Origin of the sequence: Achromobacter sp. UMC46 (assembly GCF_014170335.1) — a bacterium.
Classification (GTDB): domain Bacteria; phylum Pseudomonadota; class Gammaproteobacteria; order Burkholderiales; family Burkholderiaceae_B; genus Achromobacter.
On sequence record NZ_LZZS01000033.1, the window covers coordinates 256,884 to 278,469 of the forward strand.

At 65.7% G+C, this 21,586-nt stretch carries 22 protein-coding genes, 1 tRNA gene and 1 pseudogene; 7 read left to right on the top strand and 17 right to left on the bottom strand.

Features of this window, described 5'->3' with window-relative positions; all coding sequences use genetic code 11:
• Positions 1 to 184 precede the first annotated feature (184 nt).
• Both A9973_RS23045 and A9973_RS23050 read left to right on the top strand, forming a co-directional pair.
• The gene (locus A9973_RS23045) at positions 185 to 1,012 is read left to right on the top strand and encodes a YggS family pyridoxal phosphate-dependent enzyme (RefSeq protein WP_183015984.1); all 828 of its coding nucleotides are present in this window, start codon (positions 185 to 187) and stop codon (positions 1,010 to 1,012) included.
• Positions 1,009 to 1,743 (top strand): glutamine amidotransferase, encoded by a 735-nt coding sequence (locus A9973_RS23050; RefSeq protein WP_183015985.1) that lies wholly within the window; start codon positions 1,009 to 1,011, stop codon positions 1,741 to 1,743. The genes A9973_RS23045 and A9973_RS23050 overlap by 4 nt, the downstream gene beginning before the upstream one ends.
• 18 nt (positions 1,744 to 1,761) lie before the next feature.
• Here the strand turns inward: A9973_RS23050 and asd are convergent, their stop codons facing one another.
• From asd to ptsJ, 3 genes are all read right to left on the bottom strand, one after another.
• Positions 1,762 to 2,634 (bottom strand): archaetidylserine decarboxylase, encoded by an 873-nt coding sequence (gene asd, locus A9973_RS23055; protein ID WP_183015986.1) that lies wholly within the window; start codon positions 2,632 to 2,634, stop codon positions 1,762 to 1,764.
• Positions 2,635 to 2,643: 9 nt separating this feature from the next.
• On the bottom strand, positions 2,644 to 4,908 hold the full coding sequence (locus tag A9973_RS23060) for an arginine/lysine/ornithine decarboxylase (RefSeq protein ID WP_183015987.1): 2,265 nt from the start codon (positions 4,906 to 4,908) through the stop codon (positions 2,644 to 2,646).
• A gap of 119 nt (positions 4,909 to 5,027) precedes the next feature.
• On the bottom strand, positions 5,028 to 6,323 hold the full coding sequence (gene ptsJ / locus A9973_RS23065) for a transcriptional regulator PtsJ (protein ID WP_183015988.1): 1,296 nt from the start codon (positions 6,321 to 6,323) through the stop codon (positions 5,028 to 5,030).
• A gap of 183 nt (positions 6,324 to 6,506) precedes the next feature.
• On the opposite strand from ptsJ, the gene A9973_RS23070 reads away from it, so the two are divergent.
• Positions 6,507 to 6,580: transfer RNA gene (locus tag A9973_RS23070), tRNA-Cys, on the top strand.
• A 19-nt stretch (positions 6,581 to 6,599) separates the two neighbouring features.
• Here A9973_RS23070 and A9973_RS23075 read toward each other — a convergent pair.
• The 4 genes from A9973_RS23075 to A9973_RS23090 form a co-directional block, all read right to left on the bottom strand.
• A complete protein-coding gene (locus A9973_RS23075; RefSeq protein WP_183015989.1) occupies positions 6,600 to 7,508 on the bottom strand; it encodes a DNA/RNA non-specific endonuclease in 909 nt (302 codons plus the stop codon).
• Between the two features lie 116 nt (positions 7,509 to 7,624).
• A complete protein-coding gene (locus tag A9973_RS23080; protein ID WP_183015990.1) occupies positions 7,625 to 8,227 on the bottom strand; it encodes a LysE/ArgO family amino acid transporter in 603 nt (200 codons plus the stop codon).
• Between the two features lie 112 nt (positions 8,228 to 8,339).
• On the bottom strand, positions 8,340 to 8,591 hold the full coding sequence (locus A9973_RS23085; protein WP_183015991.1) for a hypothetical protein: 252 nt from the start codon (positions 8,589 to 8,591) through the stop codon (positions 8,340 to 8,342).
• 162 nt (positions 8,592 to 8,753) lie between these two features.
• The gene (locus A9973_RS23090; protein WP_183015992.1) at positions 8,754 to 8,978 is read right to left on the bottom strand and encodes a YdcH family protein; all 225 of its coding nucleotides are present in this window, start codon (positions 8,976 to 8,978) and stop codon (positions 8,754 to 8,756) included.
• Between the two features lie 252 nt (positions 8,979 to 9,230).
• On the opposite strand from A9973_RS23090, the gene A9973_RS23095 reads away from it, so the two are divergent.
• Entirely contained in the window at positions 9,231 to 10,379 is a 1,149-nt protein-coding gene (locus A9973_RS23095; protein ID WP_183015993.1) for a sterol desaturase family protein, read from the top strand.
• Between the two features lie 51 nt (positions 10,380 to 10,430).
• On the opposite strand, the gene A9973_RS23100 is transcribed toward A9973_RS23095, so the two are convergent.
• From A9973_RS23100 to A9973_RS23125, 6 genes are all read right to left on the bottom strand, one after another.
• The gene (locus A9973_RS23100; protein WP_183015994.1) at positions 10,431 to 11,159 is read right to left on the bottom strand and encodes an anti-sigma factor domain-containing protein; all 729 of its coding nucleotides are present in this window, start codon (positions 11,157 to 11,159) and stop codon (positions 10,431 to 10,433) included.
• A complete protein-coding gene (locus tag A9973_RS23105; protein ID WP_183015995.1) occupies positions 11,156 to 11,725 on the bottom strand; it encodes a sigma-70 family RNA polymerase sigma factor in 570 nt (189 codons plus the stop codon). The genes A9973_RS23100 and A9973_RS23105 overlap by 4 nt, the downstream gene beginning before the upstream one ends.
• Positions 11,726 to 11,860: 135 nt before the next feature.
• The gene (locus A9973_RS23110; RefSeq protein WP_183015996.1) at positions 11,861 to 12,424 is read right to left on the bottom strand and encodes a DUF3455 domain-containing protein; all 564 of its coding nucleotides are present in this window, start codon (positions 12,422 to 12,424) and stop codon (positions 11,861 to 11,863) included.
• Between the two features lie 154 nt (positions 12,425 to 12,578).
• Entirely contained in the window at positions 12,579 to 13,205 is a 627-nt protein-coding gene (gene ycaC, locus A9973_RS23115; protein WP_183015997.1) for an isochorismate family cysteine hydrolase YcaC, read from the bottom strand.
• Positions 13,206 to 13,334: 129 nt separating this feature from the next.
• On the bottom strand, positions 13,335 to 14,306 hold the full coding sequence (locus tag A9973_RS23120; RefSeq protein WP_183015998.1) for a LysR substrate-binding domain-containing protein: 972 nt from the start codon (positions 14,304 to 14,306) through the stop codon (positions 13,335 to 13,337).
• A gap of 105 nt (positions 14,307 to 14,411) precedes the next feature.
• Complete coding sequence (locus A9973_RS23125; RefSeq protein ID WP_183015999.1) at positions 14,412 to 15,377, bottom strand: AraC family transcriptional regulator; 966 nt, start codon at positions 15,375 to 15,377, stop codon at positions 14,412 to 14,414.
• Positions 15,378 to 15,692: 315 nt separating this feature from the next.
• Here A9973_RS23125 and A9973_RS23130 point away from each other — a divergent pair, with 315 nt between their 5' ends.
• From A9973_RS23130 to A9973_RS23140, 3 genes and pseudogenes are all read left to right on the top strand, one after another.
• Complete coding sequence (locus tag A9973_RS23130; protein ID WP_183016000.1) at positions 15,693 to 16,739, top strand: aldo/keto reductase; 1,047 nt, start codon at positions 15,693 to 15,695, stop codon at positions 16,737 to 16,739.
• Between the two features lie 86 nt (positions 16,740 to 16,825).
• Positions 16,826 to 18,055: an SMI1/KNR4 family protein gene (locus A9973_RS23135; RefSeq protein WP_183016001.1), complete on the top strand. Its 1,230-nt coding sequence runs from the start codon at positions 16,826 to 16,828 to the stop codon at positions 18,053 to 18,055.
• A gap of 31 nt (positions 18,056 to 18,086) precedes the next feature.
• Positions 18,087 to 18,824: pseudogene (locus A9973_RS23140) on the top strand (YoaK family protein); the annotation flags it as partial.
• A gap of 33 nt (positions 18,825 to 18,857) precedes the next feature.
• On the opposite strand, the gene A9973_RS23145 reads toward A9973_RS23140, so the two are convergent.
• From A9973_RS23145 to A9973_RS23160, 4 genes are all read right to left on the bottom strand, one after another.
• On the bottom strand, positions 18,858 to 19,640 hold the full coding sequence (locus A9973_RS23145) for a hypothetical protein (RefSeq protein ID WP_255469270.1): 783 nt from the start codon (positions 19,638 to 19,640) through the stop codon (positions 18,858 to 18,860).
• On the bottom strand, positions 19,637 to 20,374 hold the full coding sequence (locus A9973_RS23150; RefSeq protein ID WP_183016003.1) for a tetratricopeptide repeat protein: 738 nt from the start codon (positions 20,372 to 20,374) through the stop codon (positions 19,637 to 19,639). The genes A9973_RS23145 and A9973_RS23150 overlap by 4 nt, the downstream gene beginning before the upstream one ends.
• A 121-nt stretch (positions 20,375 to 20,495) precedes the next feature.
• A complete protein-coding gene (locus A9973_RS23155; RefSeq protein ID WP_183016004.1) occupies positions 20,496 to 21,044 on the bottom strand; it encodes a fasciclin domain-containing protein in 549 nt (182 codons plus the stop codon).
• 87 nt (positions 21,045 to 21,131) lie between these two features.
• Positions 21,132 to 21,586 (bottom strand): anti-sigma factor domain-containing protein (locus tag A9973_RS23160; protein ID WP_183016005.1); only part of this gene is annotated, 455 nt, incomplete at its 5' end.

The following is a 21,586-nucleotide window of genomic DNA, read 5'->3' on the forward strand; positions in this document are numbered from 1 at the left end:
GCCAGCGTAGTACGCCATTGGTAAGCGTACTGTATCCGGCGCAAAACACAGGTGGGAAGAGTGTGTAACATTTATTGTCCAACGAGGGCGGTCCGCTCGTGGCGTCTGCTGCACTTTCATGATCTCTGCCGCGCACCATGATAATATTTGTCCTATGACAATGTTGCAGCCCTGAGGCCACACCGTGAACGCTGACATCCCCCCCGGCACCCCGCAGACACAGCCGCTGCACGACTTGCACAACCGTTGGCCCGAAGCCGAGTCGGTCGAGGATTTCCGCCACAATCTGGCGGCGGTGCATGCGCGCATCGCGGCGGCGTGCGGCCGGGTTGGCCGCGACCCCGCGGGGGTGCGTCTGCTGCCCGTCAGCAAGACCAAGCCTGAAGCGAGCATCCGCCTGGCCCATGCGGCCGGCTGCCGGCTGCTGGGCGAGAACAAGCCGCAGGAGGCCTATCGCAAGTGGGAGGCGACCCAGGACCTGCATGACCTGCAGTGGTCCGTGATCGGCCACTTGCAGACCAACAAGGCCAAGCTGGTGGCGCGCTTCGCCAGCGAGTTCCAGGCGTTGGACAGCCTGCGCGTGGCCGAGGCGCTGGACCGGCGACTGCAGGCGGAAGGCCGGGCGCTTGACGTGTTCGTGCAGGTGAACACGTCGGGCGAGGCCAGCAAGTACGGCCTGCATCCCGATGATGTTCCCGCCTTCTTGCGGGCGCTGCCGGCGTTTTCCGCGTTGCGCGTGCGCGGCCTGATGACGCTGGCGTTGTTCTCCGCCGAGGCTGAACGGGTGCGCCAGTGCTTTGTCTTGTTGCGCAATCTGCGCGACCAGTTGCGGCACGAGGCGCCGGCGGGTATCTCCCTGGACGAGCTGTCGATGGGCATGTCCGGCGATTTCGAGATCGCCATTGAAGAAGGGGCCACCGTGGTGCGCGTGGGCCAGGCGATCTTCGGCGCGCGGGCCCTGCCGGACAGCCACTATTGGCCGACGGCGGAAGGTGCCGGGGCGGACGCATGAGCCTCGCCGCCCCGCCCCTGGCACGACGCGCCGTCGCCATCCGCCATCTGCATTTTGAAGACCTGGGCACGCTTGAGCCGCTGCTGCGTGAGCGCGGCTACGACGTGCAGTATGTCGATGCCGCCTCGCAGGACTTGCAGACGGTCGATGCGTTGTCCGCCGATCTGTTGATTGTGCTGGGCGGGCCGATAGGCGCCTTCGACGACGCGGCGTATCCCTTCGTCGCAGACGAACTGGCATTGGTGCAACGCCGTCTGGCCGCCGGCGCGCCCATCCTGGGCATTTGCCTGGGGGCGCAGTTGATGGCGCGCGCGCTGGGCGCCAAAGTCTATGCGCTGGGCGTGAAGGAAATCGGTTTCGGGCCCTTGCAACTGACGCCGGAGGGCAGGCAATCCGCGCTGGCGGCGCTGGGCGACACGCCGGTGCTGCATTGGCATGGCGACCAGTTCGATATTCCCGAGGGCGCGCTGCGGCTGGCCGGGACGCCGGTCGGCGCGAACCAGGCGTTCTCGCTGGGCGGCAACGTGCTGGGATTGCAGTTCCATCTGGAAGCCGACACCCGCTGCATCGAGCGCTGGCTGGTCGGCCATGCCTGCGAATTGGGACAGGCGGGAATCGATCCCCGCACGCTGCGAGCGCAGGCCGGCGCGATGCAAGCGCGCCTGGCCGCCGCGTCCGGCGCGGTGTTCCGGGCGTGGCTGGACGGGATCGACGCCGCGGCGGGCAAATAGAGGCCTGAGACAAGGCGCCTAGGCGGCCTTTTCGGTGCGCCAATCGGCGCTGCCCGCCAATGCTTGGCCCAGCCGGACCTGCCTTCCCACCCGCCACGCCGGGTCGATATCCCAGAGGGCGTTCGGCATCAGCAGCACAACCGTGGAGCCAAGCTGGAAGTGCCCCATTTCTTGCCCTTGCCGCAGATGCAGCGCGGGGTGGGCGGCGTAGTCCCAATGCCGAATGCTGGCGTGGCGGGGGCGGGAGACCACGCCATGCCAGACGGTAGCGATGCTGCCCACGATGGCCGCCCCCACCAGCACCATGGCGAAGCGGCCGAACCGGGGGTGCTCGAACCAGCAGACCAGCCTTTCATTGCGCGCAAGCAGGCCATCGATGCCCTGCACGATGTCGGGCCTGACCGAGTAGTGCGTGCCAGGCACATGGCGCATTCCCAGCAAACGCCCCTCGCAGGGCATATGCACGCGGTGATAGTCGCGGGGGTTGAGGTACACCGTGGTGTAGCTGCCGCCGTCCAGCCCTTGCGCCAGCTCGGCATCCGCTAGCAGCTGCGCGGCGCTGAACGCCTGCTGCTTGGCCTGGATCATCCGCCCCTGCTGGATGCGGCCAAGCTGGCTGATCGTGCCGTCCACGGGACTGGTCCAATCGGCGGCGGCAAGCGGCCGGGCGTCCGGGCGCAACGCCCTGGAGAAGAAATCGTTGAAGCAACGGTAGGCGCGGGGCGAACTGTGCAGCGCCTCGTCCAGATCGATGCGGTGCCGGCGGATGAACGCGCGGATCAGGGGCTGCGCGACCCAGGGGTGGCGGCACTGCGCGAGAGGACCCGCGCTGCGCGTCAGCAAGGACAGGGGCGCCAGGCGCTGGAAGAGCAGGGCGGGCGACAGGCGCATGGCCGGCGCTCAGGCCACGCAGTCCACGTAATAGCGCAAGCGTCCGTCCTCATCCCGCAATTCCACGAAACCGTGGATGTCGGTGCCGAAGCCCGGGCAGGAGCGGTTGAGCTCGCGCGAGAACTTGAGATAGTCGACGATCGTCCGGTTGAAGACCTCGCCAGGTATCAGCAAGGGGATGCCGGGCGGGTAGGGGGTGATCAGGCTGGTCGTGATGCGGCCTTCCAGGTGGTCGATCTCGACGCGTTCGGTCTTGCGGTTCGCGATATGCGCGTAAGCGTCGCTGGGCCTCATGGCGGGCACCGCTTCCGTCGTGTACATCTCCGTCGTCAGGCGTGCGATGTCGCTCTTGGCATAGATCCGGTGCACGTGCTGGCACAAGTCGCGCAGGCCCATGTCTTCGTAGCACGGATATTTGCGGCAGAACTCGGGCAGGATGCGCCACATCGGCACGTTGCGGGCATAGTCGTCCTTGAACTGCTGCAGCGCCGTCACCAGCGAACTCCAGCGGCCCTTGGTGATGCCGATGGTGAACATGATGAAGAAGCTGTAGAGGCCGGTCTTCTCGATGATCACGCCATGCTCTGCCAGGAACTTGGTGACGATGGACGCCGGGATCCCGTCCGCGGCGAAGCGGCCGTCCATGTCCACGCCCGGCGTGACGATGGTGGACTTGATCGGGTCCAGCATGTTGAACCCCGGGGCCAGCGGGCCGAAGCCGTGCCACCCGCCGTCGCCGCCCTCATCGTCGATGATCCACCGCGCCGCATGGCCGATGCCTTCTTGCTCAAGCTCATCCGGCCCCCACACCGTGAACCACCAGTCGTCCGCCGCGAACTGCCCGCCCACCTGCCGCATGGCGCGCCGGAAATCCAACGCCTCGATGATGCTCTCTTCAACCAGCGTCTGGCCGCCGGGATGTTCCATCATCGCCGCCGCCACGTCGCAACTGGCGATGATGGCGTATTGCGGCGAGGTGGAGGTGTGCATCAGATAAGCCTCGTTGAACAGGTGGCGGTCAAGCGCGCGCGTGGCTGAATCCTGCACCAGGATGTGGCTGGCCTGGCTGATGCCCGCCAGCAGTTTGTGGGTGGACTGCGTGGAGTACACGACGGAGTCGCGCGGCCGCGCCCGCTTCTTGCCCATGGCGTGATACGAACCGTAGAACGGGTGGAAGGCCGCGTGCGGGACCCAGGCCTCGTCGAAGTGCAGCGCTTCGACATAGCCGTCCAGCGCGGACTTGATGATTTCGGTGTCGTAGAGGATGCCGTCATAAGTGGATTGCGTCAGCACCAGCACGCGCGGCCGGACCTGCTCGGCATCCACGCCCGCCAGCAGCGGGTGGCTGCGGATCTTCGCCTTGATGGACTCGGGTGAGAACGCTTCCCGGGGAATCGGCCCGATGATGCCCAGGTGGTTGCGCGTGGGCCGCAGGAAGACGGGAATTGCGCCGGTCAGGACGATGCTGTGCAGGATGGACTTGTGGCAGTTGCGGTCCACGACCACCACGTCGCCCGGCGCCACGACGTGTTGCCAGACGATCTTGTTGCTGGTGCTGGTGCCATTGGTGACGAAGAAGCAGTGGTCGGCATTGAAGATGCGTGCGGCGTTGCGCTCGCTGGCGCCGATGGCGCCGTTGTGGTCCAGCAACTGGCCCAGTTCCTCGACGGCGTTGCAGACGTCGGCGCGCAGCATGTTTTCGCCGAAGAATTGGTGGAAGACCTGGCCCACCGGGCTTTTCAGGAAGGCGACGCCGCCGGAATGGCCGGGGCAGTGCCACGAATAGGAACCGTCTGCCGCATAGTCGAGCAGCGCCTTCAGGAACGGCGGCTTGATGCCGTCCAGATAGTTCCTGGCCTCGCGGATGAGGTGGCGCGCGACGAACTCGGGGGTGTCCTCGAACATGTGGATGACGCCGTGCAGCTCGCGCAGGATGTCGTTCGGCATGTGGCGGACGGTCTTGGTTTCGCCATAGATGTAGATCGGCACATCCACGTTACGGCGGCGGACTTCGCTGATGAACGAGCGGATGTTGCGCAGCGCCGGCGCGTCGTCGGCGTCGGGCGTGAATTCTTCATCGTCGATGGACAGGATGAAGGAACTGGCCCGGCTCTGCTGCTGGGCGAATTGGCTGAGGTCGTGGTAGCTGGTGGCGCCCAGCACGTCGAAGCCCTCGGTCCGGATCGCTTCGGCGAGCGCGCGGATGCCCAGGCCGGAGGTGTTCTCGGAACGGAAATCCTCGTCGATGATGACGATGGGAAAGATGAATCGCATGGTGTGCCCTGCGTCTGGACGACGCCGATATAATGTCCTGGATAATTATTATATATGTCCTAGGACAATAAAAAAGGCGAAGACAATGACGGTGCCGCGACGGGACGGGGTCAGCCGGCTTAGTTGAGACTGTGCGTAAGGTCCTGGGCTAGCCGGACGCACTGCGCCGGCTCGATGCTGGAGATCGTGATCCTCAGCCCCTTGACGGCTTCCTGGACGGAGAAGGCATCTCCGTGGCGCACCAGCCAGCCCTGGCGGGCCAGGGCCAGCGCGATCGCCTGGTCGTCGGTCTGCAAGGGCACCCAGAGGTTCAGGCCGTCCCCCTGTGCCAGGAAATCGATCCCTTGGGCGCGCAGGGCGTCTTCCAGCGTGTTCCGGCGTTTGGCGTAGTCTGCACGGGCTTGGGTCAGCAGCGTGACCGTTTCGGGTTGGGTGAGCTGGACTTCGACGATGTCCTGCAGCAGGTGGCTGACCCAGTTCGTGCCCGAGGCCAGGCGCAGGCGCATTTGGCGTGAGGTCGCGGAATCGCTGGCCACGGCAGCGATCCGGACGTCGGGGCCAAGCGCCTTGCTGAAGGATCGGATCAATGCCCAGCGGTAGGCGTTGTCAGGGATGGGCGAGTGATAGGGGGCGTTGGACAGCAGGGCGAAATGGTCGTCCACGATGACGAGCACGTCGGGATGCTTGGCCAACAGGCGCGCCAGCGCCCGTGCCCGTTTGTCGCTCAGGCTGCAGCCCGTGGGGTTGTGGGCGCGCGGAGTGATGATGACCGCTTGCGCGCCTTTGGCCAGGGCGGCCTCCAGCCCGTCCGCCTGCATGCCTTGCGCATCGACCGGAACGCCGACGGGCTGCAGGCCGATGGTCCGCAGCGTGTTGATGCTGCTGAGGAAGCAGGGGTTTTCGACGGCCACCTTGTCGCCGGCCACCAGATAGGCGCCGAGCAGCCGCTCGATGGCGTCCACCGCGCCGTGCGTCAGGTCGACGTCGAAAGCGGCGGGGCAGTCGGGCTGGAGCCATTTGCGGATGTGCGCTTCCAGCCCGGCATTGATGGTGGGCTCGCCGTACAGCCTGGCCTCGTAGGGCCGCAGGCGCAGCGCGGCGTTGGGGTCGGGCAGCCATGCCGGATTCGGGTTGCCGCTGGCAAGATCGGTCAGCGGCGAATTGGCCAGCGCGCCTTCCTGTTCGCCGGCCTGGAACTGGTCGCGGATGATCGTGCCCAGACGCCCTTGGGTGACGGCGATGCCGGCGGTGACAAGGCGCCGGTAGGCCGAGGCGACCGTGTTGCGGTTCACGCCCAGGTCCACCGCCAGATCGCGAACCGGGGGCAGCGAGGCGCCCGCGGGCAACTGCCTGGACAGCGCCAGGGTGCGCACGCAGTCGTAGATCTCGGCGGCGGTCTTGCCTTGAATTTTCATATCGTCCTGGGACAGCTCTTGGATTCAGGTAGGCCAGAAGCCATTCAGTCCTGTCTGGCGGGCTTGGGCAGATTTTGCCATAGCCGCGTTTGCCGGACGACGCACCGGCAGGTCAAGCGAAAAGCGGATTAGCCGTTGCGGCAACGGCGATCTTGCTCTAGAATTATTGTCATAGGACAAAATGGCGCGGTGGCAGAGTGGCTATGCGGCGGATTGCAAATCCGTTCAGGTTGGTTCGAATCCAGCCCGCGCCTCCATGTTGGAATGACGAGTAGGCTAGCCCGCCGAGGGCAGCAGCTGCAGCCCCGTGCGCCGCACGAATTCCTCATAGCTGATCGGCGGGCCTTCCTTGGTGCTGGCGCTGTTGGCCTGCCAATGCACCCAGGAACGTCCTGTCGTCGCGTCGTAGACGACTTTGTAGACGTAGCCGGGCACCGCGACGCCCGACCCGATGGTTTTCGGCTTGTCCGAATAGAACGGCCCCGTGAAGACATAGACGTCGCCGGCGGCGCGCATCACGTATTTCCGCGTGTCCTGCTCGATGCGGCTCCAGGCCCCGGCGTTTTGGGTCTGGTCCTGGGGCACCATATTGGCCAGCGAGAAGCTCTGCGCCATGGATTCCTTGGAAGCCATGTCGCCTGCCGGCGCCATGTGCCCGCGCGAATAGCCGGACCCTTTGTAATCGTCCAGGTCCGACCGTTCGGCGCGGGGCAGCCGCGCCTCGGCATAGAACTTGTCTGTCCGCTGCATTCCCTGCGCCTGGGACAGCGTTTTGCGGTTCAGGCGTTCGGCCACGAACACGGGGGTCTTGGTCTGGCCGCTATGCAAGATGGCGAATGCCGAAAAGCACAATTCGCGCAGATCGCCCCGGCTGGGGACGACGGGCATGTTTCCTTTGGGAAAGAACTGGGGGCAATCGGCAAACCGTGTCTGGCTCAATGCTCCCGTCGGCACCACGGCGGGGGCGAATTTTTCTTGGGCGGGCCATCCCAGGCGCGCCAGGATCGCGTCGGGCGAGAACTGTGCCGGCCATTGCGGCTTCAGTACGTAAGTGGCTGCGCCGAAACTGGCCAGCGACGACACGAGGAGTGCCCGCAGGAAGCGGTAAGTGCGGCCTGCCGATCTGGCTTGGGTCCGGGTTGCCGGGCGTCTTTTTCTTTGAACGGGTTTCTTCGTGCGCGTCATGCTGCCTGTGTGTTGCTGCAGGCCGGCGCCTTGGTGGGGCCGGCTCGCCGACGATTGTAGATGACGGCCCGCACCGACGTGGCCGGCGTTGGTGTGGCCCGTTGGTGCGGCCTTGTCTACAGCAGCAGCTTCAACCCGATCCCAAACATCGCAACGGCCACCAACGCGTCCAGCACGCGCCAGGCCCGGGGGTTGGCGAACAGCGGCCGCAACAGGCGCGCGCCATAGCCCAGCGTGAAGAAGAAGACGAACGACGCCGACATGGCGCCCAACGCGAAGGCTACCTTGGCGCCTTCGTATTGGCTCGAAATCGACCCCAGCAGCACCACAGTGTCCAGATAGACATGCGGGTTCAGCCAGGTGAAGGCCAGACAGGCGGCCAGCGTGGCGGCCAGGCCTGCCGTCTGCCGGGTGGAAGGCGTCAGGCTGTCGTGTCGCGCGCGCAGGGCGGATCGCAGGCTGCGAGCCGCGTAGACGAACAGGAACAGTGCGCCGCCATATCGCATGGCGGGTTCCAGCCAGGGCAGGGCGTTGACCGCCAGCCCGAACCCGGCCACGCCTGCGCCGATCAGGATCGCGTCGGATACCGCACAGGTCAGGCAGATGGCGAAGACGTATTCCTGACGCAGCCCCTGTCGCAGGACAAATGCGTTTTGCGCGCCGATCGCGACGATCAGCCCAAAGCTGAGCAGGAAGCCGGGGAGGAAGGCTGTTGTCATGGGTTGCCCTGTAGAAGGGCGACAGACTAGCCTTTTCCGGGAAATTAGAAAAACTAATTACCCTAAAGTAAATTCAGATTTGCTAAATAGGCGGGATAGGGGCGAATGAGGTTCAATGCGGCCGTCCCGCGCCGAGGGAAGCATCCAGCGCCCGCAATTGCGTTTGCAGCGATTCGAGCAGCATCCGGATCTGATCGGAGGTCAACGCATAGACCCGGCCGCGGCTGGCCTCGTCCGGGGATTGCGTGGCCTGGGTGATGAAGTCCAGCCGGACCAGCAGCGAGTCGTATTCCGCCACAGGCATCATGGCCCAGCCCGCCACCGGCAATACCGCCTCGCCTTCCTTGAAGTCCTTGTCCAACATCTTGATATTCCTCTTGCCGGCCCAGGCGGACGCCCGTGCGGGAAGGAATTCTATTCTTTCAGCTTTACGTAAGCAACGGCGGGACTCGATTGCCATCCTGCGGACGGTGGCGCACTTGCGCGTCGGAACGCGAAGTACGCAGCCGTCGCCGACAGTAGGGGGTCAGCCGCCGTTCTGGTCCGCCGCCTTCAACAAGCCATATAGCTTGTCCTTGAGTTGCAGCTTTTCCTTTTTCAGCACTTCGATATTGGTGCCGGAAGTGGGCACGATGCCGTCTTCCATGTTCTTGATTTCCTGGTCCAGGTCGTTATGACGTTGAAACAGGGCCGAGAAATGCGCATTCTCGGATTTCAGCTGGGTAATGAGTTGGCGATATTCAGGGAACATTGGGGCCTCTCTTGGGTACCAGTTGACGGGACCGGTGTCGCGCCAGGCACGACGCGCATCGGCGTCAATTCCATGACACGCCAACGCCTGCGCCTTGTCAACCGGGAGGGCAGCGGGCCTCGATGCAGGAATTGACGGCGCGCAAGGCTCCGTGCGGGAGTAGCAACTCTGTCTCGCATGCTCACGTTTCATTACATGCCCCCCCGGCCCCGGCGATACACTCGCTTCCCCGTGGTCAGCCATAAAAGTGACATGAAACAGCGCGTGCCCATCTATCGGCAAGTCTTTGAACTTTTCAGACAGGACGGACGTATCCACGCAGGTACGGGCATGATGAGCGGCGTGATTGCGCTGTTCCTGGCCATCCTGGCAGTGCTGGGCGTGCTGGCCTTCCACTTTCCCGCCTATCTGACCACGCCGGAACTGCGCGCGTTCTATTCCGTGGACGCGATGCGCACGCTGCTGTTCGGCGCGCTGCTTGTTTCCGGCTCGATCGCGCTGGCCAACACGGTGCTGGGCCGCCAGCGCTGGCTGAACATCTCCGCCTTCGTGCTGGTCTGCTGCGCCGTCGCGGCCGGCGGCAGCCAGATCGTCGTGACGACGACCAATACGGGCAACCACCCGTACCTGGGCCTGGACTGGTTCATCCTGGACTTGCTGGCGTCCAGCACGGTCTTCATCATTTTCGAGAAGTTGACGCCGCTGTATCCGGGCCAGCCGGTGTTCCGCGGCGAGTGGCAAGTGGACATGAAGCACTTCCTGTTCAACCACCTGTCGGTGGGGGCGGTGCTGCTATGCATCAACTTCTTCATCCACCGCCTGTTCTCGTGGGCGGCGTACGAACCCCTGCAGGCCGCGATCCAATCCATGCCGTACCTGCTGGAATTGTTCGTCGCCGTGCTGGTGGCGGATCTGGCCCAATACGCGGCGCACCGCGTCTATCACGAGGTGCCGGTGATGTGGCGCTTCCACGCCGTGCACCACAGCACGCGCACGCTGGACTGGCTGGCGGGTTCGCGCCTGCATATCGTGGAACTGCTGATCACGCGCGTCGCGGTGCTGGGCGTGCTGTTCGTGCTGGGCTTTTCGAAGTCGGTGCTGGACGCCTACATCATCATCGTCGGCTTCCAGGCGGTGCTGATCCATTCCAACGTGAAGCTGCCGTGGGGATGGCTGCGCTACATCATCGTGACGCCCGATTTCCACCACTGGCACCACTCGTCGGACACCGAGGCGATCGACAAGAACTACGCGGCGCATTTTTCGTTCATCGACTACATCTTCGGCACCGCCGTGCGCGGCGTGGGCAAGCGCCTGCCCGAGAACTACGGCATTCTGGACAACGACATGCCGGGCACCTTCCTGGCGCAGCAGGCCTATCCGTTCCTGCGCAAGAAGTAATCCTTCAATTCGTCCGGGCCTGGCGCCCGGACGACGCCGCCTGCCGTTTACCTACAGCATCTTCACCGCACGCCCGATGAACTGGATCGGACCGGTGGGCTTGCCGATAGGTGAGCCGGTCTTGGGTTCCAGCGTCAGTTCGAAGAGCTGGTTGGGTTCCAGCGGCGGCAGCTTGTCCAGCGGGATGCGGACGGGCTCGCCCGGCTTGACCAGGCCCAGCGACACGGGGCCGGCCCAGCCGTCGGCCTTGGTCCAGAATTCCAGCGCCCGGTCCGGCGGGACTTCGGTGGCCGCCAGCGGCACCAGCTGCACGGCGTTCTGGCCGGCTTGCGCCTGCACCACCCAACCCGGCGCCTGCGATTGCGGCGCCACCAGCACCACCACATATTGAGCGGCACCCGGGACGGGCGCGGGCCGCAGCGCCAGCGAGCTGCCCAGGATCAGCACGGCCGCCATGCCCCCCGCGGCCAGGCTGCGCCAGAAAAACAGGCTGTCCCATAGGCCTGGCGCGCGGCGCGCGGCGGACGGTTGGCGGACGGCGTGCGTCGCGTCCAGCGTGCCCGTGATGCGCGGCCAAAGGCTGGCCGACGGTTCGACGGGCGCGGACAGGTTCACCAGCGGCAGCAACCGCTCTTCCCAACGGCCGACGGCGGCGCGCAAGGCGGCGTCGTGCGTCAGCCGTGCCTCTACGTCGCGGCGCGCTGGCGCGGACAAGGTGCCCAGCACATATTCGCCAGCCAGATCGTCCAGGCTATCGGGGGGGTCATGGGGGGCGGTCATGCCAGGCACTCCTTGAGCGCCTGCAGGCTGCGCTTGATCCAGGCTTTCACGGTGCCCAACGGCGCCCCAAGGCGCTGGGCGATTTCGCTATGCGACAGCCCTTCCACATACGCGTGCAGCACGCAATTGCGGCGCACCGGTTCCAATTGTTCCAGGCAAGGGCCGATCTGGCCGGCGCTGGCGCGCCAGTCGAAGGCGTCGCGCGTGTCGTGCCACGCTTCGATGGCGTCGCGGGCGTCCAGGGCGGCAGCCGTGTCTTCATCGATGCCGGTCTCGCGCGCGGTGTCGCGCAACGCGTTCAGCGCCAGGTTGCGGGTGATGCTGTAGACCCAGCCGCGCCCTGAACCCCGGGTCGCGTCGAAGCTGCCCGCCTGGTTCCAGATCCTGACGAAAGCGTCATGCACGATGTCCTCTGCCCAAGCGCGGTCGCGCAGCAGTCGTTGGGCCACGCCAAGCAGGCGCGGGCCTTCTTGCCGGTAAAGGGATTCCAGCGCCGGCCGTCGGCCGGCGGCGCACGCCTTCAGGGCAGCTTCGTAATCGAAATCCGGGGTCAGGCGGTTCGGCATGCGAGAGCGGGGGCGGGAGCGGGAAGTAGGCGGCCGTGCGGACAAGCGTCGCACGGTGCGGGAATGCGCCATCTTACCGGACTCCCTTGACGCGGCACCGCGCCCGCCGGCCAGCGGCAGGCGCGGGCTGCGCTTTTAGTTCGCCTTCCAGAAGAGGTAGTCGGCCTGGTATTGCACCTGGCTCTTCTGGCCCAGCGTCGCCTGCGTGCAGGGCGTATTGGGTGCCACGCCGCCCTTGAGCGCCACGCGCTGGATGTAGGTCACGCCGGTCAGCGCGCCCGCTCCCAGGGCGGGGTTGGCCTTCACCAGTTGATAGGGCAGGTTGCCCTCGCCCGACGGGGCAACCGCGACTTGCGTGCCGGTCAGCTTGGATCCGTCCATGGCTTCCCACGTGGCCGGGGGGCCGTAGTAGGTGCCGACCTGCTTGCCCTGGCGGTCGTTCAAGACCGCCTTGGGGCCGGCGAAGACCCATTCCGTCTGGTTCTTCATGTCGGCCTTGGCGCGGCATTCATAGGTGATTTCGCCCACGCCCACGGTTTCCCAGGCGACCTTGTTGCCCGCGGGCACCTGGATGCTGGCGGGAAGGCCGGCCTGCGAGTTGGCCATGGATTTGGAGCTCATCGAGCCGCAAGCGGCAAGGAGCGACACGGCGAACAGGCCGGCAACGGTGGGAATGCGATTCGAACGTTGGGTCTTCATGAGCGGTCTCCAGCGGCGTAAAGGCCAGTAGACGGCGCGCACAATGCGCGCCGGTACAGGTACTACACGCGGGAGGCCGCTTTGGATGCAGCCCGGATGCAATTATTTTGATCCGGGCGGCGGGGGCGTTTCGCCCCCTTTGCCATGACTTCGATTACTTCGCGGCGCGATTGGCCGAGTAAGAAGCCATCAGGTTGCGGTAGTCGGGGATGTGGTTGGCGAACAGCGTGCCCAGGCCTTCCACGTCGTTGCGCCAGTCGCGGTGCAGTTCGCATGCCAACCCGAACCACGACATCAGTTGCGCGCCGGCTTGCTCCATGCGGCTCCAGGCGGCGTTGCGGGTGACTTCGTTGAAGGTGCCCGAGGCATCCGTCACGACGAACACGTCGAAACCTTCTTCCAGGGCCGACAGGGCGGGGAAGGCGACGCACACTTCGGTGACCACGCCGGCGATGATCAGTTGCTTCTTGCCGGTGGCCTTGACGGCCTTGACGAAGTCTTCGTTGTCCCAGGCATTGATGTTGCCGGGGCGGGCGATGTAGGGGGCCTTGGGGAACTTGTCCTTCAGCTCCTGGACCAGCGGGCCGTTGGGGCCGTCTTCGAAACTGGTGGTCAGGATGGTGGGCAGCTTGAAATACTCGGCCAGGTCGGCCACCGCCAGCACGTTGTTCTTGAACTGGTCGGGCTGGAAATCGCGCACCAGGGAAAGCAAGCCGGTCTGGTGGTCAACCAGCAGGACGGCGGCGTTGTTCTTGTCCAGCTTCACATAGGGTTTGGTCATGATTTGCTCCGTGATGTCGTCAGGTCGTGGTGCGCGGTGTGGGCGCGGGGTTGAACACGTGAGTGCATGAACAGAATTCTAAATACAAGCCAATCTACCCGGTAGACAGGAATTTCGGGCCTCAGCGTTCTATTTATCGGACGGTGAGGGCCCGCCCTTCAGGATGGGAATGCCGTGACGCCGTTGCGTGTCGACCTCCCGCCGGGCGTTTTCACGGTACTCCGTATTCATGAAATCCAATAGCTCGCGCACAGCCGGCAGCAGGCCGCGCCGGGACGGGAAGACGGCATGGACGGCGCCAGGTTCCGGATACCAGGGCGCGCCCACCGGCACCAGCGTGCCGGCATCCAGTTCCTCGCGGATCATCATCAGGGGCAAGGCGGCCACGCCCACGCCGCGCAGCGTCGCTTGCTTCAGCGCCAGCATGTCGTCGGTGACCAGGCGCGGGGTGAACGGCACGTTCTGCCGCACGCCATCGGGGCCATCCAGGCGCCACTGGCATTCGCGCTGTTCGGTGCCCAGCGCCAGTGTGGGCAACTGGCTGACCTGGCTGATGTCGGCGCCCGGGGGCAGTGCCCGAGCCAGCGTCGGGCTGGCCACCAGGCTCTGGCAGCTCGTGCCCAGGTGCTTCATCACCAGGTCGCTGCTTTCAATCGGGCCGAAACGCACCCGCACCGCCAGGTCGAACCCCTCGCGCAGCACGTCGACCTGCCGGGAAAAACTCTTCAGGTACACCTGCACCTTGGGGCACTTTTCCATGAAGCGCGCCACGACGTCGCCCAGGAAGTAATAGATCAGCGCGGGCGGCGCGCTCATGCGGATCGTGCCTTGCGGTTCGGCATGGGTGCGGTCGATGACGTCTTGGGCGGCTTCGGCGCCGGCCAGCATCGACAGGCATTGGTCGAAATACTCCTGGCCCAGTTCGGTGACGGCGAAGGTGCGGGTAGACCGCTGGATCAGGCGCACGCCCAGCCGCTCTTCCAACAGCGCGATGCGGCGGCTGAGGCGGGATTTGGGAATGTCCAGGGCGCGTCCGGCCGGCGCGAAGCCGCCATTCCTGACGACCTGGACAAAGTAATAGAGATCATTCAAGTCGTGCATGGACTTTCCGCTGCTCTGAAAATGGGACGTAGCGGGGAGCATATAACGCCCGCCGCGTCCCCTGGCGGAAAGCCGGGGGCGCCGTCTGCGGAAATGCCTGCCGGATCAGGCCGGCGCGCCGGCGGATTCCTCTTTCCAGCGCTGCTTGTCGCGCAGCGGCGGCGTGCCGAACAGGCGGCTGTATTCGCGGCTGAATTGCGACGAGCTTTCATACCCGACGGCGTGCGCGGCCAACGCCACCCCGGCGTCGTCGCTCAGCATCAGGCGGCGCGCCTCCTGCAGCCGAAGGTGCTTCTGGTATTGCAGCGGGCTCATCGCGGTGGCTTGCTTGAAATGGTGATGCAGCGACGACACGCTCATGTGCACGTCGCGGGCGATCTCCTCCACGCGCAGCGGCTGGGCGTAGTTGTCGCGCAGGATGCGAATGGCCTTCGCCACGCGGTTGAGCTGGCTGTCCTGCAGCACGGTCTGGCGCAGCACCACGCCCTGGCCGTTCATCAGCAGGCGGTACAGCAGTTCGCGCTTGACCATGGGCGCCAGGATCGGGATGTCGCGCGGGGTATCCAGCAGCCGCAGCAGCCGCAGCACCACGTCCAGCAAGGACCCGCCCAGCGGGTTCACGCACAACGCGCGCGACGCTTCGGCCGGCAGCAGCGGCGGCAGGTGTTCGTCGCTGATCAGTTCCGCGATCTCTTCCGGGTTCAGGTCCAGCCGCAGGCCCAGATACGGCAGCGTCGGGCTGGCGACCGACACCTTGGCGACCACCGGCAGGTCCACCGACGAGATCAGGTAATGGAAGGGATCGTACTCATAGGATTCGTCGCCGATCAGCAGGCGCTTGGAGCCTTGGGCGATGACGGCCAGCGCCGCTTTCTGCAAACCGGGTTTGGCGCCGGTGGGTTGCGACAGGCGGTGCAGGTACAGCCCTTCGATGGGTGTATCCAGCGACCCTTCCAAAGTGCCCGTCATCCGGTCCAGCGTGCAAAGCAGTTCGTGGCGGGCCGGTTCGTAGGCGATATCCAGAGGGGCGGCGCTGACGAACTCTCCCGGTCGAACGGTAGTAATAGGCATGGAGGCTCCTGTAGGCGTGCCGCCCGCGCGCGGCGACCGGCGGAGCAGGGGATTAAGCGGACTCCAGTGTATTCCCAGGAATGCCGGGCTGGACAGTGGCCATCCGGGGGTGTGGAGAAATGGGCAAAAAGTTTGGAGGATCGGGCGCATGCCTGATTCTCTTGCGTCTGGGTCAGAGAATCAGGCAAAAAAAGGGCAGGATCAAGCAGCGCATGGACAGGCGTCCGGACGCATACTGTGTCCACCCCGGCAAGCCAGCGTCCGGCGTCCCATTCCGGGGCGCGTGGACCGGTTGCCCCTGAAGGAGTGCTAATCATGCGATACAAGAAATTCGGCAGCACCGGCCTGTTCGTCTCGGAACTGTGCCTGGGCACCATGACCTTCGGCGGCGAAGGCGAGCTGTGGAGCAAAATCGGCGACCTCCAACAAGAGGACGCCAACCGCCTGGTCGGCCGGGCCTTGGACGCCGGCGTCAATTTCATCGACACGGCCGACGTGTACTCGGAAGGCCGGTCAGAGATGATCACCGGCCAGGCGCTGCGTGATTTGAAGGTGGCGCGCGACGACGTCGTCATCGCCACCAAGGTTTTCGGCCAGACGGGCGCCGGCGTGAACGCGCGGGGCAATTCGCGCTTCCACATCATGGACAGCGTCAAGAAAAGCCTGTCGCGCCTGCAGCTGGACCATATCGACCTCTACCAGATCCATGGTTTCGACCCGGCCACGCCGGTCGAGGAAACCGTGCGCGCGCTGGACAACCTGGTGCAGCACGGCCATGTGCGCTACGTGGGCGTTTCCAATTGGGCGGCCTGGCAGATCATGAAGGCGCTGGGCATCGCCGAACGCCTGGGCCTGGCGCGGTTTGAGTCGCTGCAGGCCTATTACACGATTGCCGGCCGCGACCTGGAACGCGAAATCGTGCCCATGCTGCAAAGCGAAGGCGTGGGCCTGATGGTGTGGAGCCCGCTGGCGGGCGGCCTGCTCAGCGGCAAGTATGGCCGCGACGGCAGCGCCGAAGCCGGCAGCCGTCGTGCCGCGTTCGACTTCCCGCCGGTCGACCGCGACCGCGCCTATGACAGCATCGACGCCCTGAAAACGGTGGCCGATGCGCGCGGCGTGTCGGTCGCGCAGGTGGCGTTGGCCTGGCTGCTGCACCAGCAGGCGGTGACCAGCGTCATCATCGGCGCCAAGCGCGTCGATCAGCTGGACGACAACTTGGCGGCCACCGCTATCAAGCTGACGCAGGACGAGCTGGCCGCGCTGGACAAGGTCAGTGCGCTGCCGCCCGAGTATCCGGGCTGGATGCACGTTCGCCAGGGCGAATTCCGCCGCAAGCAGTTGAGCGATTCGGGCGCGGTGTAAGCCCGGCGGGTTCAGCCGTGGGCGGGCCATCTTGACGCGGTGGCCCGCTAGTAGAATCTCTGCAGCTGCCACTCAGATGATTCCCCATGAGCCACCCTTTCTCTTCCGACGAATTGCGCGTGCTGCGCGAGCACGGCATCGCGCTCTTTGCGGACCGCGTGCTGATCGCCGTGCAACCGCCCTTGGCCGACACGCGCATCGCGGAAATCGAAACCGCCTGCGCCGGACCCTTGCCCCAGGCGCTGCGCGATTTATGGCGCCTGACCGCCGGCGGCGAGCTGGCCTACGATCTGCGCGCGAAGATGGACGGCAACGAAGAGGCGCTGAGCTGGTCCGAACTGTTCTACGACGGCAGCGACCACTATCGCGACTTGCAAGGCTGGATCGAGCACGAACAGGAATGCGCCGACGAGGCCGCCGCCGACGACGGGGAAACCTGGAACGGCAAGCTGCGCTATCTGCCGATTGGCGGTTTCGAATATTGCGACCGCATCTATGTGGCCGTGGAACCCGGCCCGCGTGCCGGCAACATCGTGGCGTGGAAAAAGGGCCTGCCGGGTTGGACGCATGCCTTGCAGCAGGACGGTATTGCGACCATCGCGCCGGACTTGCATGCCGCGTTCGCCGCGCTGTGCCTGGAGACGGACCCGGAGCATGACGAAGACAGCCCCAGCGTGCGCGTGCTGGAATATCTGGACGAGCGGGTATCGGACCATGCTATGCCGCAGGCGCTGGCCGACAAGCTGACCGCGTTCTATCTGCGCGCACGGGTGGACTGGCGCGGTCCGCTAGCCGCCGGCACGCTGCTTGAATCCGCGCACCTGGCCGGCCTGGCCCTGCAGCATGCGCTGGCCCACGACGACGACGCGCTGGTGCACCAATTGGCCGGGCTGGGCATGCGTTTCGACCAACCCTTGCGCGGCAGCGCCACGCCGGTCGAGGTCGCGCTGATGCAGCATGCCTACGCGGCGGCCAACGCCTTGCTGCAGGCCGGCGCACCGGTCAGCGCCACCGCGATCCATCGCATCGACACAAAGCCATCGGCCGACCTGGTGCAGCGCCTGCTTGCCCAAGGCGCGGTCGCCGATGCCCTGGGCGTGGCGCGCTGCGTGGCTTGCGGATCGCCCGAGGCCGCGCGCCGGGTCGCCCAGGCGTGCGGAGAAGGCATCGGGGCCGCGTATGCCGACGTGCGCGATACCATGGCCAACAGCTACCAGGAAGACCTGCGCCGCGTACGGGCGGGCAAACTGGGCCACTATCTGGGAGCGGAGGGTCTGGCAGAACGCGTCGCCAACCTTCGGGCGTTCTCGCTATGAGGTTCAACGGTCTTGTTTTGAAAGGACAAGCGTGGCCATTCCGTATTTGCGGCGGCTGACGGCAGTCAGCCGCAGCCCGCAAGCCAACAGGCACCTTGCCTATTTCCTGACCTTCACCGCTGGCGCGGTCAATGCCGGCGGCTTTCTTGCCGTCCAGCAATACACCTCGCACATGTCGGGGATCGTCTCGATGATGGCCGACCACATGGCGTTGGGCGGCATGATCGTGGTGCTGCAGGGCGTGGCGGCGCTGCTGTCGTTCCTGGCCGGGGCGGCCAGTTCCGCCTTCCTGATCAATTTCGGCCGCCGCTCCCGCCTGTCCAGCGAATACGCCTTGCCGCTGCTGCTTGAGGCCGTGCTGCTGCTGGGCTTCGGGCTGCTGGGCGCCAACCTGGAGACCTTGCGCTGGTTCTACGTGCCGGGCACCGTCATGCTGCTGTGCTACATCATGGGCCTGCAGAACGCCATGATCACCAAGGTGTCGAGGTCGGAGATCCGCACCACGCACGTGACGGGCATGGTGACCGACATCGGCATCGAATTGGGCAAGTTGTTCTACTGGAACGTGGCCAAGGGCGATGCCGCGGCCTTGGCGCCCGTGCGCGCCGATCGCGGCAAGTTGACCGTGCTGAGCCTGATGGTCACGCTGTTCTTCGTGGGCGGCGTGACGGGTGCCTACTCGTTCTTCCACTTCGGTTTCGGTTCGACCTGGCCGTTGGCGCTGCTGCTGACGCTGCTGGCCGTGGTGCCGATCGTGGACGACGTCCGCAGCTTCATCCGCCGCGCCTGATCTTACGCGCCGCTACCGTTTTTCCTTGATCGGAGCCGCGTGGGTCAGGAAGACCTGCAGCGCCGCCAGCGTCTCGGCATGCAGGCGCTTGAACCGGGCGTCCTTGGCGGAGTCGGTCACCGCATAGCCCTTGGCGTCCAGCGGATACGGATCGCCCAGCAAGCGGGCCATGTCGATCTGGTAATAGCTGGCGTCGCCATAGGGGCGCTTGCCGTCGATGTAGGGCATCGGCCAGAAGCGATCGCCTTCGCGCAGTACGGCTTGCAGCGACTGCGCGTCCACTTCGCGCCACGCGGCGGCGCGCAGCAGCGTCAGGTGCTCGCGGCGCAGGTCGAATCCGCCTTGCGCATCCACGCCGCTTTCCGGGAAGTCGAAGGCTTCTTTCATTTCGGCCGGCACGGCGTAGCGCCCCGGCCGCAACCCACCCAGCGACCCTACATAGCGCGGGATCAAGCGGCAGACCTCGGCCAGCCGGCGGATGGCCAACGCGTCGTCCGACGTCTTGAGTCGCTTGCGCGCGGTGCCCAGCGTGTCGGGTCCGCCCAGCAACGGTTGTTCGAAGTCGATGGCCGGCGCGCCGGATTCGACGGGCATCCACATTGCGCGCAACTCGCGCATCAGGGCGGCGTGCTGGCCGGTGAAGACCAGCGTGCCGGCAGGGGCCCCGTAGACCTGCCGGATGATCGCGTCGCGCTCGGGCGCGGCGATGGCGTGCAGCGGCGTGAGCGTCAGGCCGGCCATGGCAAGCAGCAGCGACCGGCGTTTCATCGGGGGAGTCAGGCCAAGCGGGTTCATTTGGGCATGCTTTCCAGTTCGGACCGGGCCAGCGGGTAGCCGGGTTGCAGGCGCAGCGCCGCCTCGTAGGACCGGCGGGCGTCTCCCAAGCGGCCAAGCCGGCGCTGCAGCTTGCCCATATTGGTCAGGATCAGCGCGCTTGCGGGTTTGGCCGCGACCGCCTTCTGATAGGCCTGAAGCGCTTCCGCCTCGCGGTCCATGGCGTCCAGCAGCGAGGCCTGCAGGTTGTAGCCGATGCTCCAGTCGGGATAGCGCCGGGTCAGTTCCTGCGTGGTGGCCAGCGCGTTGGGCAGGTCGGACCGTTCGGCCTGTGCGCCGGCCTTGTTGACGTAGGCCCACTTGTTGTCGGGATCGAGCTTGATGGACTGGTCGATCAGGTCTTGCGCGGCGGCGGGATTGCCTTGCTGGCTCTGCAGCTTGCCCAGGAACAGCAGGACATCCGCATTGCGCGGGTCGGTGCGCGCCATCTCTTCGCCCACGCGCTGTGCTTCCTGGCGGTCGCCGGCGCGCAACGCGGCGGAGACTTGCGCGTTCAATGCCTGCATGGCGGGCGGCAACTGCTGGATGCGTGTGCGCAAGGCCTCGTTTTCGGCCTGCAGTTCGGTTTGATAGGCATGGTCCAGGTCGGACGCGGTTTGCGCACGGGCGGCAGGCGACGCCCACATCAATGTCAGCGCCAGCAATGGCGAACTCAGCAAGGCAAGCAGCGATCGGCGGCGCAGGGTTGCAAGCATGGGTCGGCGGTTCCGGGGGAGGGCGGTCAGGCTCCCTACGATACCGGAACGGCGCGCGCGGGCAAGAAAAAGCCCGGCGCGGTGGCCGGGCTGTCATGGCGCTACCGGTCTGGCGGCGCGGTCACTTCGGCATCAGCACCGTATCGATGACGTGGATCACGCCATTGGACTGGTAGACGTCGTAGGTGCTGATGGTGGACTCGCCGCCCTTTTCGTCCTTCAGGGTCAGGTTGTGCTTGCCGTTCATCATCACCCACAGCTTGCCGCCGCTGGCAGTGGCCAATTCAGCCGAGCCGCCGCCCTTCTTGACCTTGGCCGCCAGCGCGTCGAAGTCCAGTTTTCCGGGCACCACGTGATAAGTCAGGATCTTGGTCAGCGTCGCCTTGTTTTCAGGCTTGACCAGCGTATCGACCGTGCCGGCCGGCAGTTTGCCGAAGGCGGCGTTGGTCGGGGCGAACACCGTGAACGGGCCCTTGCCTTGCAGCGTGTCTACGAGACCCGCGGCTTTCACCGCCGCGACCAGCGTGGTGTGGTCCGCGGAGTTCACCGCGTTGGCGACGATATTCTTCGAGGGCATCATCGCCTGTCCGCCGACCATGACATCGGCGGCATACGTGGGCGACAGGGTCAGGGCAGAGCAAGCGATGGCAATCGAGGCTAGCAATTTCATGACGATCTCCTTTTGTGTGGCCGTCATGAGGAGATACGGGGCTGGCCGCCGATTGGATGCGCTTATCGTCCTAAGTACAAACCCTGATCAGATGACTTTTCCGCTGAGCACGATCGGACCGGTCGGCACGCCGTTGGGCGCGCCACCGGCCGGCTCCAGCGTGACGGCTACCGTATCGCCCGGCAAGGGCGGTTGGCGCGGGGTCAGCACGGTCGTCTGGCCAGGCAAGACAAGACCCAGCGAACGCGGCGCCTGCCCGGGCGAGATCGCCCACAGTTCCAGCGCGCGGCCGTCGGCCAGCGCCACCAGGTCTTGCATGGGCTGTACCGACAGGGTCTTGTCCGGCAGGGTGTTCAGTACCAGCGCGCCCGGGGCCTTCTCGCCCGACAGGACCGCCAGGGTGCGTACGTCCTGCGGCGCGGCGGGCGGCTTGAGCATCAGGAAGGCCAGCACCACGACCGCGGTGGCCAAGCCTGCGGACAGCGTGCGCCACCACGACAGGCCGCGCCAGATCGACGGGCGGGCGGCGGCGGCGGGGTCGG

Bases quoted from the DNA above. Each gene is read 5' to 3' on its own strand.
- A9973_RS23105 (WP_183015995.1), bottom strand. From the start codon at position 11,725: ATGCCGAACCGCCTGACCCCGGATTTCGATTACGAAGCTGCCCTGAAG.
- A9973_RS23080 (WP_183015990.1), bottom strand. From the start codon at position 8,227: ATGACAACAGCCTTCCTCCCCGGCTTCCTGCTCAGCTTTGGGCTGATC.
- A9973_RS23100 (WP_183015994.1), bottom strand. From the start codon at position 11,159: ATGACCGCCCCCCATGACCCCCCCGATAGCCTGGACGATCTGGCTGGC.
- A9973_RS23130 (WP_183016000.1), top strand. From the start codon at position 15,693: ATGCGATACAAGAAATTCGGCAGCACCGGCCTGTTCGTCTCGGAACTG.
- A9973_RS23135 (WP_183016001.1), top strand. From the start codon at position 16,826: ATGAGCCACCCTTTCTCTTCCGACGAATTGCGCGTGCTGCGCGAGCAC.
- ycaC (WP_183015997.1), bottom strand. From the start codon at position 13,205: ATGACCAAACCCTATGTGAAGCTGGACAAGAACAACGCCGCCGTCCTG.
- A9973_RS23155 (WP_183016004.1), bottom strand. From the start codon at position 21,044: ATGAAATTGCTAGCCTCGATTGCCATCGCTTGCTCTGCCCTGACCCTG.
- A9973_RS23085 (WP_183015991.1), bottom strand. From the start codon at position 8,591: ATGTTGGACAAGGACTTCAAGGAAGGCGAGGCGGTATTGCCGGTGGCG.
- A9973_RS23060 (WP_183015987.1), bottom strand. From the start codon at position 4,908: ATGCGATTCATCTTTCCCATCGTCATCATCGACGAGGATTTCCGTTCC.
- A9973_RS23125 (WP_183015999.1), bottom strand. From the start codon at position 15,377: ATGCCTATTACTACCGTTCGACCGGGAGAGTTCGTCAGCGCCGCCCCT.
- A9973_RS23110 (WP_183015996.1), bottom strand. From the start codon at position 12,424: ATGAAGACCCAACGTTCGAATCGCATTCCCACCGTTGCCGGCCTGTTC.
- ptsJ (WP_183015988.1), bottom strand. From the start codon at position 6,323: ATGAAAATTCAAGGCAAGACCGCCGCCGAGATCTACGACTGCGTGCGC.
- A9973_RS23120 (WP_183015998.1), bottom strand. From the start codon at position 14,306: ATGCACGACTTGAATGATCTCTATTACTTTGTCCAGGTCGTCAGGAAT.
- A9973_RS23150 (WP_183016003.1), bottom strand. From the start codon at position 20,374: ATGCTTGCAACCCTGCGCCGCCGATCGCTGCTTGCCTTGCTGAGTTCG.
- A9973_RS23075 (WP_183015989.1), bottom strand. From the start codon at position 7,508: ATGACGCGCACGAAGAAACCCGTTCAAAGAAAAAGACGCCCGGCAACC.
- A9973_RS23145 (WP_255469270.1), bottom strand. From the start codon at position 19,640: ATGAACCCGCTTGGCCTGACTCCCCCGATGAAACGCCGGTCGCTGCTG.
- A9973_RS23095 (WP_183015993.1), top strand. From the start codon at position 9,231: ATGAAACAGCGCGTGCCCATCTATCGGCAAGTCTTTGAACTTTTCAGA.
- asd (WP_183015986.1), bottom strand. From the start codon at position 2,634: ATGCGCCTGTCGCCCGCCCTGCTCTTCCAGCGCCTGGCGCCCCTGTCC.
- A9973_RS23090 (WP_183015992.1), bottom strand. From the start codon at position 8,978: ATGTTCCCTGAATATCGCCAACTCATTACCCAGCTGAAATCCGAGAAT.
- A9973_RS23050 (WP_183015985.1), top strand. From the start codon at position 1,009: ATGAGCCTCGCCGCCCCGCCCCTGGCACGACGCGCCGTCGCCATCCGC.